The sequence below is a fragment of the Streptomyces canarius genome (assembly GCF_014650735.1).
GTDB classification, from domain to species: domain Bacteria; phylum Actinomycetota; class Actinomycetes; order Streptomycetales; family Streptomycetaceae; genus Streptomyces; species Streptomyces olivaceoviridis.
The window spans coordinates 46,977-60,263 of the sequence record NZ_BMVN01000001.1 but is presented as its reverse complement, the minus strand read 5'-3'; the positions used below and the strand labels follow the sequence as shown (position 1 = coordinate 60,263).

Sequence of the window (13,287 nt, the reverse complement as noted above, 5' to 3'; positions counted from 1 at the left end):
GTGTGGCAGGAGCGTGCTGCTGCCTGCCGCCCCGCGGTGCGCCAGGACCTCAGTCGCAGCCGCAGGCGCTTCCCGTGGCCGCCGGCAGCGGCGCCGGGACGCCGATCTTCGGCAGGCCGAGCATGACCCCCGCCGGCTTGGCGGCCGCCGCGGCGGTGCGCTTCTCCCAGGCGTCCCCCGCGCGCGTGCGGCGCACGCCGAGGACGGGGCCCTCGGCGAGGAGGTGGTGCGGGGCGGCGTAGGTGACCTCGACGGTGACGACGTCGCCGGGGCGCACCTCCTGGTCCGGCTTGGTGAAGTGGACGAGGCGGTTGTCGGGGGCGCGGCCGGAGAGACGGTGGGTGGCGCCGTCCTTACGGCCCTCGCCCTCCGCGACCATCAGCTCCAGCGTGCGGCCGACCTGCTTCTTGTTCTCCTCCCAGGAGATCTCCTCCTGGAGGGCGACCAGCCGCTCGTAGCGCTCCTGGACGACCTCCTTCGGGATCTGGTTCTCCATGGTCGCGGCGGGGGTGCCGGGGCGCTTGGAGTACTGGAAGGTGAAGGCCTGCGCGAAGCGGGCCTCGCGGACGACGTGCAGCGTCTGCTCGAAGTCCTCCTCGGTCTCGCCGGGGAAGCCCACGATGATGTCGGTGGTGATCGCGGCGTGCGGGATGGCCGCCCGCACCTTCTCGATGATTCCCAGGTAGCGGTCCTGGCGGTAGGAGCGGCGCATCGCCTTCAGGACCGTGTCCGAGCCGGACTGGAGCGGCATGTGCAGCTGCGGCATCACGTTCGGCGTCTCGGCCATGGCGGCGATGACGTCGTCGGTGAAGTCGCGCGGGTGCGGGGAGGTGAAGCGGACCCGCTCCAGGCCCTCGATGGTCCCGCAGGCGCGCAGCAGCTTGCTGAACGCCTCGCGGTCGCCGATGTCGGAGCCGTACGCGTTGACGTTCTGGCCGAGCAGCGTGATCTCGGAGACGCCCTCGCCGACCAGGGCCTCGATCTCCGCGAGGATGTCGCCGGGGCGGCGGTCCTTCTCCTTGCCGCGCAGGGCCGGGACGATACAGAAGGTGCACGTGTTGTTGCAGCCGACGGAGATCGACACCCAGGCCGCGTAGGCGCTCTCGCGGCGGGTCGGCAGCGTGGAGGGGAAGGCCTCCAGGGACTCGGCGATCTCGACCTGCGCCTCCTCCTGGACGCGGGCGCGCTCCAGCAGGACGGGCAGCTTGCCGATGTTGTGCGTGCCGAAGACGACGTCCACCCAGGGCGCCTTCTTCACGATGGTGTCCCGGTCCTTCTGCGCGAGGCAGCCGCCGACCGCGATCTGCATCCCGGGGCGCGAGGCCTTCTTCGGCGCGAGCCGTCCGAGGTTGCCGTAGAGCCGGTTGTCGGCGTTCTCGCGGACCGCGCAGGTGTTGAAGACGACGACGTCGGCGTCGCCGTCCGAGCCCTCGGGGGCCCGCACGTACCCGGCGTCTTCGAGCAGCCCGGCCAATCGCTCGGAGTCGTGGACGTTCATCTGGCACCCGTAGGTGCGGATTTCGTAACTCTTGGATCCTTGAACGTCCACTGCGGGGCTCCGGTCGCTGCTGCTGGTCATGCGTCAAGGGTAGGCGGTCCCGGAGGGGGCGATCGCTGCCCTGCCGGCCGGCGGCCTCGGGCCCGGCCTCCCGGGCACTGCGGCGGGCTGTCCGCGACGAGTCCCCGTACGGTCTCGGCGAATCGCCGGACGAGACCGGTCTCCGTTCCCCACATCCAGGCCATCGCTGCGCGCAGGGGCTCGACGGCCAGAAGCGGGACCCGGGCGAGGTCGGGCCGGGCGTGGTGGCGGGCCAGGCCCGCCGGGGCGAAGCGGACGGCCTCCCCGGGCGGCGCCTGCTCCAGCATTTCCTCGGCGTTGTCGTCGGCCGGTCCCCCGCGCGGTGTCGAGCCGTCGGGCCTCGGGTTCACCGCCCACCAGTCCGCCCAGGGGCGCGGTGCGCGCGCCGTCCAGGTGAGGGGTTCGTCCTTGACGCTGCCGTCACCTCCTCGCCCCGGTCGGGGCGTTTCGGTTCGACGCGGACGCCGGGCCGGCGACGCGCGAACTCGCCCTGGGCGGTGAGCCCCACCGGCGTCGCCGGCCTCGAACCCACCCGCAGCACCCGGGTGCCCGACCGCCGGTGGCGCTCCGCGAGCACCCGGATGCGGTCGGCCCGGCGCAGCGTACGGCGGGCCTCCGCCACGACGTCCCGCCCGGCCGCGGTGGCCGTCACCCCGCCGGTGTGTCGTCACGGACGCTGTCCAGGTGGCCCTTGAGCGCGTCCATGGAATCGTTGCCCAACGGCAGGCGCAGCGGCGTCCTGCCGCTGTCGAGGGCGGTGAGAACGGCCGCGGCGGCCTTGACGGGATCACCGGGTGCTTGCCGTGCACACCCCCGAGCCGCCGGCCTGGGAGCCGGTCGGCCGCGACGTCGGCTTCGACGCCTGACCCGGCCCGGCCGGCGCCTGTCCGGGCCCCGACGCGGTCATGGGCCGGCCGGGCGCAGCAGAAGGTTTTCGCCAAAGGGTGACCAAAAAGGCCGGGCAGGCGTGTGCAAGAGGGCGCGCGACCTGCTTAGGTGTGACCCACAGCGTGTCCGCTGGTGACATGAAGTGCTTTCTCGCCCGAACGGGGTGACACGGCAGGTGAGGAGAACGGGCGAGTACGCCGCGCTACGGCGCCGGTGCACCACGATCCTGCGCGATCTCGGGGTGCCCCGGTCGCTGTCCCTGGACGCGGTACGGGAGCGGGTGGAAGAGCTCAGAGGCCGTCCGCTCGTGCTGAGGGAACTGCCCGAGGAGGCGGCGGCCACCGGGGCCTGCGGCCTGTGGATGGCCACCGACAAGGCCGACTACGTCTTCTACGAGGCCCGGACCGCCCCGCTGCACCGGGAGCACATCATCCTCCACGAGATCGGCCACGTGCTGTGCGACCACCACCGGAGCCTCACGGTCGACGGCGAGCAGCAGGCCGGTGACCTCCTGGTCGGCCTCCAGCCCCATCTCGTCACACGGCTGAGGGCCAGGACCAGCTACACGAACACCGAGGAACAGGAAGCCGAGATGATCGCCACCCTGATCCAGAGCGCCGGGACCGCCGGCCGGGTGGCCGGACCCCTGGGGCGGCTCGGCGCGTTCCTCGGGGTGACGGCCGACGCCGGTGAATGAGCTGGCGGCCCGGGTCGGACTCGCCGGCGTCTTCGCCCTGTGGTTCGCCCTCGTCTGGCGGGCCCGGCCGGCACTGCGCCACTCCCAGCAGCGGGGGCTCTGGCTCACCGTGCTGGCCACGACCATCGCGATCACCCTCTTCCAGCCCGGGATCGTCGGCCCGCTCACGTCGGCCGGCCTCGATGTCCACACGGTGTCCCTCGTCCGCAATCTGATCGGCGTGCTCAGCGCGGGACTGGTCCTGCTCTTCGTCGTCGATTCCAGCGGTCCGCCGCGGCTGCGCCGCTTCGTGGCGGTGGGGATGACGGCGGCCCTCGTCTCGTTGCTCGTCCTGGGTCTCATGCACCTCGGCACGGGAACGGCGTCCGCCCAGGGGCCCGCGTCCGCCGCGTCCGCCTACTGGCTGATCCTCATCGCCGCCCATCTGGCCGGTGACGCCGCCGCCGTCGTGGTCTGCTGGCGGTACAGCCTGCGGACGACCGAGCGCGATCTCGTATGGTCGCTGCGCCTGTTCGCGGCGGGCAGCGTGCTCGCGCTCGCCTTCTGGTCCGGCTACCTCTGGCACCTCTACGACCGTGTCCCGCGCCTGCTCCCCTACCTGACCATGATCATGAGTGTGCACGGCTTCCTGCGGGCGGCGTCCCTGCTGGTCCCCACCGCGAGCGCCCTCGTCCGGACGGCCGGCGCGCTGCGGACGATCTGGCGGCTGTGGCCGCTGTGGCGCGACCTGGTGACGGCGGTGCCCCATGTGGCCCTCACCGGGCCCCGGCGGTCCCGGCTCCAGGAGGTGCTGTGGCCGCGCCTTCCGCCGGCCTTGCAGGCGCACCGGCAGACCATCGAGACGTACGACGCCCTTCTGACACTCCAGCAGTACGTGCGGCCGGACGCCTACGAGAACGCGTACCGGTACGCCAGGCGGGCGGGGGTGCGGGACGATCGTCTGGCGTCCGCCGCGCTCGCCGGTGCCGTGGACCAGGCCCGGCGGGCCGTCCTCGCCGGCGTGCCACCGGCCGACCCGCGGCCCTTGCCCGGGGTGACGCAGGGCAGTCCGGGGACACTCCTCGGGATCGCCCGGATGTGGCCCGCCATGACCGGCGCACTCCCCTGCCCCGACCGGACCTCGCCGGCCCGTCGGCGCTGAAGCCTGGCCGGCCGGCGGAGCCAGCCGGCAACGCGGAAGCCGGCCCGCCGCGCGGAAGCCTGACGGAGCAGGGGCCTCGACAGCCGTGCTGAAGACCGCCCCAGCAGGAGCCCCGTCAACCGCGCTGCCCACCAGCCGAGCAGCGCCGAAGCCCCGTCAACCCGCCCCGCACACCAGCCGAGCGGCACCGAAGCCCGGTCAGTGGGGAGCGGCGGAGCCGTGCCCGCCGTCGCGGGCCGCGATCCGGTAGTCGAACGCGAGTGTTCCCGGGTCGAGGGCCGTCGCGCCGCCGTCCACGGTGAGCACCGCGCCGTTGACGTACGACGCCGCCGGGGACAGCAGCCAGCCGATCGCCTCCGCGACCTCGCGCGGCTCACCCGGGCGCCCCTGCGGCAGCAGCCTGGTGGCCTCCGCGTAGCCCGCCTCCACCCCGCCACCCGGCAGTTCCGCCTCCGCGGCGAAGCGCGCCATGCGCCGGTCGGCCATCTCGGTGCGCACCCAGCCGGGACACACGATGTTGGCCCGCACCCCCTGACGCCCGTAGTCGACGGCGACGGAACGGCACAGCTGGAGCAGGGCGGCCTTGGAGGTGGCGTACGGCGCGTTGCTCGTGCCGTTGCGCAGCGCGGACACGGAAGCGACGGCGACCACCGCTCCCCGGGACTCCAGCAGGTGCGGGATCGCGGCGCGCAGCAGGAGGAGCGGACCGGTCACGTTGGTGCGCATCACCTCGTCCCAGTCCCGCAGCGACATGTCGCCCACGGCTCCGCCGCGCCCGATGCCCGCGTTCAGCACCAGCCCGTCGAGCCGTCCGTACGCGGCCAGGGCCGCCTGGACCAGCCCCTCGGCCGCGTCGGGGTCCCCGACGTCGGACGGATGTGCCAGCGCCCCCGTCTCCTGAGCGAGGCGCTCCAGGGGTTCGGTCCGGCGGCCGGAGACGACCACCTGGTGACCCGCCTCGGTCAGCAGCCGGGCCGTCGACTGGCCGATACCCGAGCCTCCGCCGGTCACGACGACAACGCGCTTGTCCTCCATCGCAGTTCAGGCCCCTTCACCGAGATCACCGAGCATCACCGAGATCGCCAAGCGCGACCGAGCTTAGGACCCACCGCTGCGGCGGTGACGACTTCCGGCCAGCGTCCGCTCCGGTGGTCGGCACGGCAACTCCCTTCCCTCACTTCTTACTTCATACCTTGACGGAAGTGGTCCGTACCTCTAGTTTCGCCGGGCGACCACCCCACCCCACGAAAGGGCGCCCCCACCATGCCCAGAGCCAGGTCCTTGCCCGCGTCCGCTTCCGCCGCGCTGGCGGTCGCCGCTCTCACCCTGTCCACCGGGCTGTTCGCCGCCTCCCCCGCACAGGCCGCGACCGGCACGATCACCGGCCTCGCCGGCAAGTGCCTCGACGTCGCCGGGGCCGCCTCCGCCGACGGCACCGCCGTACAGCTCTACGACTGCAACGGCACCAGCGCCCAGCAGTGGACCGTCGGCAGCGACGGCACCATCCGCGCCCTCGGCAAGTGCCTCGACGTCACCGGCAACTCCACCGCCGACGGCGCCAAGGCACAGCTGTGGACCTGTACCGGCGGCGCCAACCAGAAGTGGACCGTCACCGCCGCCCACGACATCGTCAACCCGCAGGCGAACAAGTGCCTGGACGTCACCGACAACAACTCCGCCAACGGCACCCGGGCACAGATCTGGAGCTGCACCGGTACCGCCAACCAGAAGTGGAACGCGCCCGCGGCCGGCGGCAGCACCCCCTCGGCACCGATGGCGGTGGCGCCGTACCTGTACAACGGCTGGGGCAGCCCGCCCGACCCGACCACCATCACCCAGGCCACGGGCGTCAAGTGGTTCACGCTCGCCTTCGTGCTGAGCAACGGCTACTGCAACCCGCAGTGGGACGGCAGCCGTCCGCTGACCGGCGGAGTGGACCAGCAGACGGTCAACACCGTGCGGGCGAACGGCGGTGACGTCATCCCGTCCTTCGGCGGTTACAGCGGCAACAAGCTGGAGAGTTCCTGCTCCAGCGCCGGCGAGCTCGCCGCCGCCTACCAGAAGGTCATCAACACCTACGGCCTGAAGGCGATCGACATCGACCTGGAGGCCGACGCCTACAGCAACGGCACCGTCCAGCAGCGCACGGTCGACGCGCTGAAGACCGTGAAGGCCAACAACCCCGGTCTGAAGGTGTACATCACCATCGGCACCGGCCAGAGCGGCCCCGACACCAGCCTCATCAACCGGGCCGCCGCCTCCGGTCTGACCGTCGACGCCTGGGCCATCATGCCGTTCGACTTCGACGGCGCGGGCCAGAACATGGGCAACCTGACCGTGCAGGCGGCCGAGGGCCTGAAGAACGCCCTGAAGAACGCCTACCACTACAGCGACGACCAGGCCTACCGGGACATGGGCATCTCGTCCATGAACGGCATCACCGACCAGAACGAGACCGTCACGGTGGCCGACTTCCGCACCATCCTGGGCTACGCCCAGCAGCACCACCTGGCCCGGCTGACCTTCTGGTCCGCCAACCGGGACCGTCCCTGCACCGGCGGGCCCGCCGACAGCTGCTCCGGCGTCAGCCAGTCCGCCTGGGACTACACGCGGGTCTTCGCCGGCTACACCGGCTGACCGGCCCGGCCCCGGGACCGGCGGCGGACACCGCCAGCACGGCCCGGGGCTCTCGCGGTGACCTCACGGGAGGCGACCGGCGCGCTCGACGCGCTCGGCGCCTCCCGTTTCCGCCTCTCCCGGCACCTTCCGCGTCAAGGGGAATCCCGGTCGCCTTTCCGGGACCACGGAAGCCGTTGACAAAAAGGGCCGGCGCACCGAAGCATGGCTGGGCACGTCGGCGGCATCCCATCGAATTCCGGGCGGCACACGCGGCCCGTCATGAAGGCAGGGACCGGTGACCACGAACCAATTGTTCGCGCTCTTCTCCGACCTGGCTCTCATTCTCGTCCTCGCCCATCTCCTGGGCATGGTGGCCCGGCGATTGTCCCAGCCCGCGGTCATCGGCGAGGTGCTCGCGGGTATCGCACTCGGCCCGACTCTCCTGGGCCATACGGTGTCGGACTTCCTGTTTCCCACCGGTATCCGGCCGATGCTCACGGCTCTCGCCGATGTCGGCATGGCCGTCTTCATGTTCATCGTGGGCCTGGAACTGGACCGCGGACTCCTGCGCGGGACCGGACGACTGGCGGTCACCGTGTCGGTCTCCTCCATCGTGCTGCCGTTCGGACTCGGCGCTCTGCTCGCCCTGCTGCTGGTCGACGACAACGCCCCGGATCACCGGCTGGGATTCGTGCTCTTCATGGGCACGGCGATGGCGGTGACCGCCTTTCCGGTGCTGGCCCGCATTCTCACGGACCGCAAGATGCAGCACACCCCGGTCGGCGGACTGGCGCTGGCCTGCGCCGCGATCGGCGACGTGCTCGCCTGGTGCATGCTCGCCGCCGTGGTCGCGATCGTCGGCGGGGCCGGCGCCGACCAGTGGTACCTGCTGCTGCTCGTGCCGTACGCCGGTGTGATGCTCTGGGTGGTGCGTCCGCTGCTGCGCGGACTGGTCGCCGCCACCGGCGGTACCGCCCGGCTGAGTCCCGTCGCGCTGACGGTCGTCCTCGCCGGTCTCCTCATGTCGGGGGCGGTCACGGAGAAGATCGGGCTGCATTTCATCTTCGGCGCCTTCTTCTTCGGCGTGGTGATGCCGAAGGAGTCCACCGAGCAGCTGCGCGCGGACATCACCGAGCGGATCGGCCACATGAGCAGCCATTTACTGCTGCCGGTCTTCTTCATCAGCGTGGGCCTGAAAGTCGACCTGTCGCACCTGGGGCGGTCCGGATGGCTGGACTTCGGCCTCATCATGCTGGTCGCGGTCAGCGGCAAATTCCTCGGCGCGTTCCTGAGCGCCCGGGCGCACGGCGTCACGGCGCGCCAATCCGCGGTGCTCGCCACGCTGATGAACACCAGGGGTCTCACCGAGCTCATCATTCTGACCGCCGGTCTGCAACTCGGTGTCCTCAACGACCGGTTGTACTCCCTGATGGTCGCCATGGCCGTCGTGACCACGGCGATGGCGGGGCCGCTCCTCTCCCTCTTCCAGCCGGACACCGTCGCCGATCACGACCTCCTCCCGGCGGCCCGCGATCCCCGGTCGCCCACTGCTGGGCGATGACGGACACCGCGACGTCCACCTCGCTCTCAACACGGCCACTCGGGCTTGGCGATCCTCGCCCGCAGCGGTGCGAGGAGTTCGCTGGCACGCTCCCAGCCCTCCTCGGAACCGAGGTCCTGGATGCCCCGCCCCGGCAGGACCTCCAGCGGCCCGCCGCCCGGACCCGCGCAACGGTCGTGATAGAGCACCAGCGCGTGTTCCGACCGGTTGCGCCGGGACTCCCAGATCAGGCCCATGGCATCGGATGCCTGCGCCCGGATCTCGCTCGACCAGCGCCGCGCCCGCGCGTAGTTGCTCTCGTCCTCCAGCAGCGTGGCGTCCTGGCACACGGCGGCCAGGTCCGCGCCGCTGATCAGGGAGACGAGGGTCAGGTCGTAGCGCGTGCGCAGACAGCTGAGCGACCGTTGCCAGACCGCGCGGTAGGGGATCGTGCGCTCGCCGACGGGTGGTTCGAACGGCCGGGAGCGCAGCACGCTCTCGGCCAGTGCCGTCAGCGCGCTGTCCGCCAGGTACAGGCTGTGGTACGTGTCCAGCACGGTGCCGTCGAAGCGGCCCCCCTCGAAGTGGATGTCCGCGAGTCGCGGGTTGAACTCGTCTGCCGCGTACCGGGACTGGTGCACCCGCCACAGCACCGTGCCCGCCGGGATCACCCGGCGACGGGGCCGCAGCTTCAGGTCGATCATGGGGAAGAAGCCGCTCATCACTCCCCCTCCGCCAGTTCGCGGGCCGCGCCCGTCAGCCGGTGGTCGGGCAGTCGGCCGAGCAGCGCGGCGGGGGTGCCGCCCAGCCAGCTGTTGCCGCTGAACCACCAGGCCGCGGCCCCCCACGGGTCGATGTCCGCGAGCAGCAGCCGGTTGACCTCCAGGACGACCTCGTACGGGGTGCCGCCGTCCGGTGCGAACTGGAACTCCGGGTAGCGGTCGCCGCCGTCGCGAGCGCGCAGTCCGATCAGCTCGGGAGGCGGCGCGCCACCGCACCGGGCCCGCGCCTCGGGGGCCGACAGGGCCGGTTCCCGCAGCAGCCGCTCGTGCCCGGGGTCCGGTTCGTACGCCGGTCCACGCGCCGGCGACGGCAGGCCGTACCAGGCCATCAGCTCCCGCGCCCCGGCCACGGTCCCCGGTCCGGGCAGGGTCACGGCACCGCGTGGGGAGTCCAGTTCCCCGCGCACCGGATGGCCCAGCGGCAGCTTCAGCAGCACCAGCCTGACGCCGTGGAGTGCCCTGCGTACCGCCCGGTCGTCGTCCGCCGGCGCTTCGGCGAGCGCCGTCAGCCGGGCCAGCAGCACCGTGAACTGCTCCTCGCCCAGCGCCTCGTGGATGGTGTCCCGGTGTTCGCCGATCAGGGCGAGCAGCCGCTCCGCCGCTCCCGCACGCTCCTCGTGCACGCCGTCCTCCCCTCCGCGTCCGCCGTCTGCGCCGTACTATGCCGACCCCCGGCGCGCACGGCGACACGATCCCGCTCCCGCCCTCCTCACCGCCCGGAATCCGCCCGGAAGCCACCCAGTTGTGAGCGCATCTCGCGCCGCATCCCGCGCAGTCGGCCCCACAGCTCGTCGATGTTCTCCCGCACCGCGGCCGGTGAGTCACCGGCGCGTGGGGTTCCGTCGTCCAGGCGCCGGATCATGCCGTAGACCGCCCCGAGGTAGTGGCTGAGGCCGCCCGCGAGGCCGAGCACCCGGTCGGGCATCCGCATCTGGGCCTCCGCGTACACGTCCCGGTACTGGTCGCGTGCCTCCGTGAGCCGCTGCCGTGCGGCCGGCAGCTCCTCCTCACGCCCCAGGGCGTGCATGTGGTCGGTGAGCGCGGCCAGGTACTGCCGCGCGCAGGTGTTGAGGGCGACGTAGCACGCGCGCAGTTCCTGGGCGTGCCGGCGCCGCTCGCGCACCTCCTCGGCGCGCTCCTGCTCCCGCCGGCGGCTGCGGTCGGCCGCGCGCTGGGTCAGCAGCGCGGACAGGAGCGTGCCGACGACCCCGACGACCGCGACCACGGGCGCGGTCGCTTCCCCGACATCCACCCCCGCCCTCCGTCCCCGTCATGGCCCACGCTGTCAGGAAATCAGCACCCGCGCGCCGAGTGAACAGCCGAGCCGGACCTCGCCCGGTGTCCGCCCCGCCCACGCCCGGCTCCGCCGGCCGGCCAGGCGGACGGCACCCGGACCGGGAAACCCGGTGGAGGAGTCGCCCGGGCTGTGCCTAGGGTCGCGGAATGAGTACACGAACCTTCCGCATCACCGTCCGCGGCGCCTTCGACGCCCTCACCGACGCCCAGCGCGCCGCCCTGCTGGCCGACGCCGCCGAACACGACGTCCTGCGCGCCGCCTTCACCCCGGAGGGCACCCTCACCTACGACATCGCCGCCCGGCCCGCCTTCGTCTTCCGTTTCTCCGCGACGGGAGAGAAGGAGGAGGACGTTCTGGAGGCGACGGAACGGGCCGAGGAGGCGGCGAAGTCCTGGCTGACGGCGCGCGGCTACGGCTTCAAGCAGTTGCGGACGACCGCCGAGGACCTCTCTCAGGCGCCCCTGGGCAAGCGACAGCGCCGCGCGGCCCGTGCGGCCGGTCTCTGACGTCCGCCCTAAACTTGAGTACTCAAGGACAAGGCAAGAGGTACGAGTGGGAGTGGGTCGAGGGGGTGGATCGTGAGTGAGGGCCTGGACGCCGCGCTGCGCCTGGTACGGGCCCAGTCGGCGCTCGTACGACGCTTCGACGCCCGGCTCGGCGGCCTGCACGGCGTCAGCCTGGCCGACTTCACCCTGCTGCTGCGGCTGGAGCAGGCGCCCGGCGGCCGGATGCGCCGGGTGGACCTCGCCGAGGCGCTGGGGCTGACCGCCTCGGGCGTGACGCGCGGGCTCGCTCCGCTGGAGCGGATCGGGCTGGTGACCCGGGAGACGGACGCCCGGGACGCGCGCGTGGCGTACGCGGCGCTGACCGGGACGGGCCGGCGCCTGCTGGCGGAGATGCGGACCACGGCGGAGGAGACCGCCGCCGAGGTCTTCGCCGGCCCGGCGTGGCCCGCGGCGGACATCGCCCGCCTCGCGGACCTGCTGACCCGTCTCGGCGGGACGGGCCTGACGGGACGCTGAGTCCGCGCCGCCGCGCTGCCTCAACTCCGCGGCCCTTGGGTCACGTTGAGAGGGGAGCCCGTGGCCTCCGGCTGCCGGTGTCGGTGTCGGGCACCGACGTCAGGCCGCGCCGCCCGGTATCCAGCCCTGGCGGCGCAGTACGGCCGAGACGTCCGGCGCCCGGTAGTGCTCCCCCTTGAGCACCTTGCCGTCGGCCCGGCGGGCGACCGTCCCGTCCGGGCCTCTCTTGCTCATGTTGGCGCGGTGGATCTCGGCGATCACCTCGTCGAGGTCGATGCCGTGCACCAGGGCCGTGCCGTAGGCCACGTACACCACGTCGGCCAGCTCGTGCGCGAGCCGGTCCAGCGGTCCCTCCACCGCGACCTCGGCCACCTCCGCGGCCTCCTCGGCGAGCAGTTCACCGCGGTGGGCGGCCAGTTCCGGGTCCACCTCCGTCGGCGTGCTGCGGGCGTCGAGACCGAAGGCGTGGTGGAACTCGCTGACGAGGCGGGCGGGCGACGTGCTCGTACGGCCGGCGGGCGAAGTGGTCATACGGCGACTCTAACGGCGGCCACTGACAACGCCCCTCGGCCCGTGCGGATCCCCGCGGCCTCCGCTCCCCGGTTCCCGGAGTGCCCCCGGCCCTGGTCAGTGGAGCGCGTCGCCTGGCAGGATCGCCGTATGTCCAAGGTCTTCCCCCGGCTCGGCAGGCGCCGAGCGTTGCAGGGCGCGGCCGTCGGTGCCGTCGCCCTCGCGCTGCTGCTGTGGTGGCTGCTGCCCTTGGGCGAGAAGCCGCCGAGCGGGACGATCGTGTTCAGCACCGGCACGTCCCGCGGGGTCTACCAGGAGTACGGCGAGCGGCTGCGCACCGAGCTGGGCAGGGACATGCCGGGCCTGAAGGTGAAGCTGCTCACCAGCGCCGGCTCCCAGGAGAACGTCCAGCGGGTGGCGACCGGGCAGGCCGACTTCACCATCGCGGCGGCCGACGCGGTGGCGACGTACAAGCTGCGGCACGGCAGCGGCGCCGGGCGGCTGCGCGGTGTGGCCCGGCTCTACGACGACTATGTGCACCTCATCGTCCCGCGCGACTCGGACCTCAGGAGCATCGCCGACCTGCGGCACAAGCGGGTGGCGACCGGACTGCCCGATTCCGGGGTGCGGCTGATAGCCGACCGGGTGCTGCGGGCCGCCGGTATCGACCCGCGCAAGGACATCACGCCGGTCGCGGACGGCATCGACACCGGGCCCGCGCGGCTGCGGGACGGGAAGATCGACGCCTTCTTCTGGTCCGGCGGCCTGCCCACGAAGGGACTGGTGGCGCTGGCACAGCAGGGCGGGTTCCGGTTCCTGCCGATCGACGACACCCTCGTCACCCGGCTGCACGGCCAGGGCGAGGGCGCGCGCTACTACCGGACCACCAAGATCCCCGAGTCGGCCTACCCCAACGTGCAGCAGGGGGCGCAGGTTCCGACGATCGCCGTGTCCAACCTGCTGATGACCCGCACGGACGTGGACCCCCGGCTGACCGAGTGGGTGACCCGTACGGTGATCAAGAGCCGGGACGGCATCGGCGCCCATGTGCATTCCGCCCAGCTCGTCGATCTGCGCACCGCCATCTACACCGCTCCCCTGCCCTTGCAGGAGGGCGCCCGGCGGTACTACCGGTCGGTCAAGCCGTAGGGGCCTCACGGTGAAGCAGTGAGAGGCCCGGGGGAAGCCCGGCAACGGAAATCCCGGAGCCGA

The 13,287-nt window shown here is 72.5% G+C and carries 14 protein-coding genes; 7 read left to right on the top strand and 7 right to left on the bottom strand.

The features are described from left to right. Positions 1–49: 49 nt before the first annotated feature. Both miaB and IE294_RS00250 read right to left on the bottom strand, forming a co-directional pair. On the bottom strand, positions 50–1,579 hold the full coding sequence (gene miaB, locus IE294_RS00255; RefSeq protein WP_189881165.1) for a tRNA (N6-isopentenyl adenosine(37)-C2)-methylthiotransferase MiaB: 1,530 nt from the start codon (positions 1,577–1,579) through the stop codon (positions 50–52). Positions 1,580–1,925: 346 nt separating this feature from the next. After that, positions 1,926–2,231, bottom strand: a complete 306-nt coding sequence (locus tag IE294_RS00250; protein WP_189881164.1) for a LysR family transcriptional regulator — start codon at positions 2,229–2,231, stop codon at positions 1,926–1,928. Positions 2,232–2,642: 411 nt separating this feature from the next. Between IE294_RS00250 and IE294_RS00245 the strand changes: the two genes are divergently transcribed. Together IE294_RS00245 and IE294_RS00240 are read left to right on the top strand one after the other, a co-directional pair. Continuing rightward, on the top strand, positions 2,643–3,164 hold the full coding sequence (locus tag IE294_RS00245) for a regulator component (RefSeq protein ID WP_189881163.1): 522 nt from the start codon (positions 2,643–2,645) through the stop codon (positions 3,162–3,164). Beyond that, positions 3,157–4,305 (top strand): MAB_1171c family putative transporter, encoded by a 1,149-nt coding sequence (locus IE294_RS00240; protein ID WP_189881162.1) that lies wholly within the window; start codon positions 3,157–3,159, stop codon positions 4,303–4,305. The genes IE294_RS00245 and IE294_RS00240 overlap by 8 nt, the downstream gene beginning before the upstream one ends. A gap of 198 nt (positions 4,306–4,503) precedes the next feature. Here IE294_RS00240 and IE294_RS00235 read toward each other — a convergent pair whose 3' ends face one another. Continuing rightward, positions 4,504–5,340 (bottom strand): SDR family NAD(P)-dependent oxidoreductase, encoded by an 837-nt coding sequence (locus tag IE294_RS00235; protein ID WP_189881161.1) that lies wholly within the window; start codon positions 5,338–5,340, stop codon positions 4,504–4,506. Between the two features lie 228 nt (positions 5,341–5,568). Between IE294_RS00235 and IE294_RS00230 the strand changes: the two genes are divergently transcribed. Continuing rightward, positions 5,569–6,942 carry a chitinase gene (locus IE294_RS00230; protein WP_189881160.1) on the top strand — a complete coding sequence of 458 codons (1,374 nt, stop codon included), beginning with the start codon at positions 5,569–5,571 and terminating at the stop codon, positions 6,940–6,942. A 277-nt stretch (positions 6,943–7,219) separates the two neighbouring features. Continuing rightward, positions 7,220–8,485, top strand: coding sequence for a cation:proton antiporter domain-containing protein (locus tag IE294_RS00225; RefSeq protein WP_189881159.1), 1,266 nt, complete (start codon positions 7,220–7,222; stop codon positions 8,483–8,485). Between the two features lie 26 nt (positions 8,486–8,511). Here the strand turns inward: IE294_RS00225 and IE294_RS00220 are convergent, their stop codons facing one another. The 3 genes from IE294_RS00220 to IE294_RS00210 all read right to left on the bottom strand — a co-directional run bounded on the left by IE294_RS00220 (position 8,512) and on the right by IE294_RS00210 (position 10,498). Then, complete coding sequence (locus IE294_RS00220; protein ID WP_189881158.1) at positions 8,512–9,186, bottom strand: RES family NAD+ phosphorylase; 675 nt, start codon at positions 9,184–9,186, stop codon at positions 8,512–8,514. Further along, positions 9,186–9,869, bottom strand: a complete 684-nt coding sequence (locus IE294_RS00215; protein WP_189881157.1) for a hypothetical protein — start codon at positions 9,867–9,869, stop codon at positions 9,186–9,188. Before IE294_RS00215 ends, IE294_RS00220 begins: the two co-directional genes overlap by 1 nt. A gap of 86 nt (positions 9,870–9,955) precedes the next feature. Continuing rightward, the gene (locus tag IE294_RS00210) at positions 9,956–10,498 is read right to left on the bottom strand and encodes a hypothetical protein (protein WP_229916968.1); all 543 of its coding nucleotides are present in this window, start codon (positions 10,496–10,498) and stop codon (positions 9,956–9,958) included. 191 nt (positions 10,499–10,689) lie between these two features. On the opposite strand from IE294_RS00210, the gene IE294_RS00205 reads away from it, so the two are divergent. Together IE294_RS00205 and IE294_RS00200 are read left to right on the top strand one after the other, a co-directional pair. Then, complete coding sequence (locus tag IE294_RS00205) at positions 10,690–11,049, top strand: DUF6204 family protein (RefSeq protein WP_189881156.1); 360 nt, start codon at positions 10,690–10,692, stop codon at positions 11,047–11,049. Positions 11,050–11,121: 72 nt separating this feature from the next. Further along, positions 11,122–11,565, top strand: coding sequence for a MarR family winged helix-turn-helix transcriptional regulator (locus IE294_RS00200; protein WP_014675426.1), 444 nt, complete (start codon positions 11,122–11,124; stop codon positions 11,563–11,565). A gap of 99 nt (positions 11,566–11,664) precedes the next feature. Here IE294_RS00200 and IE294_RS00195 read toward each other — a convergent pair whose 3' ends face one another. Continuing rightward, entirely contained in the window at positions 11,665–12,096 is a 432-nt protein-coding gene (locus IE294_RS00195; RefSeq protein WP_189881155.1) for a pyrophosphohydrolase domain-containing protein, read from the bottom strand. 129 nt (positions 12,097–12,225) lie between these two features. Between IE294_RS00195 and IE294_RS00190 the strand changes: the two genes are divergently transcribed. Next, positions 12,226–13,224: a TAXI family TRAP transporter solute-binding subunit gene (locus IE294_RS00190; RefSeq protein ID WP_189881154.1), complete on the top strand. Its 999-nt coding sequence runs from the start codon at positions 12,226–12,228 to the stop codon at positions 13,222–13,224. The last annotated feature ends 63 nt before the right edge of the window (positions 13,225–13,287 follow it).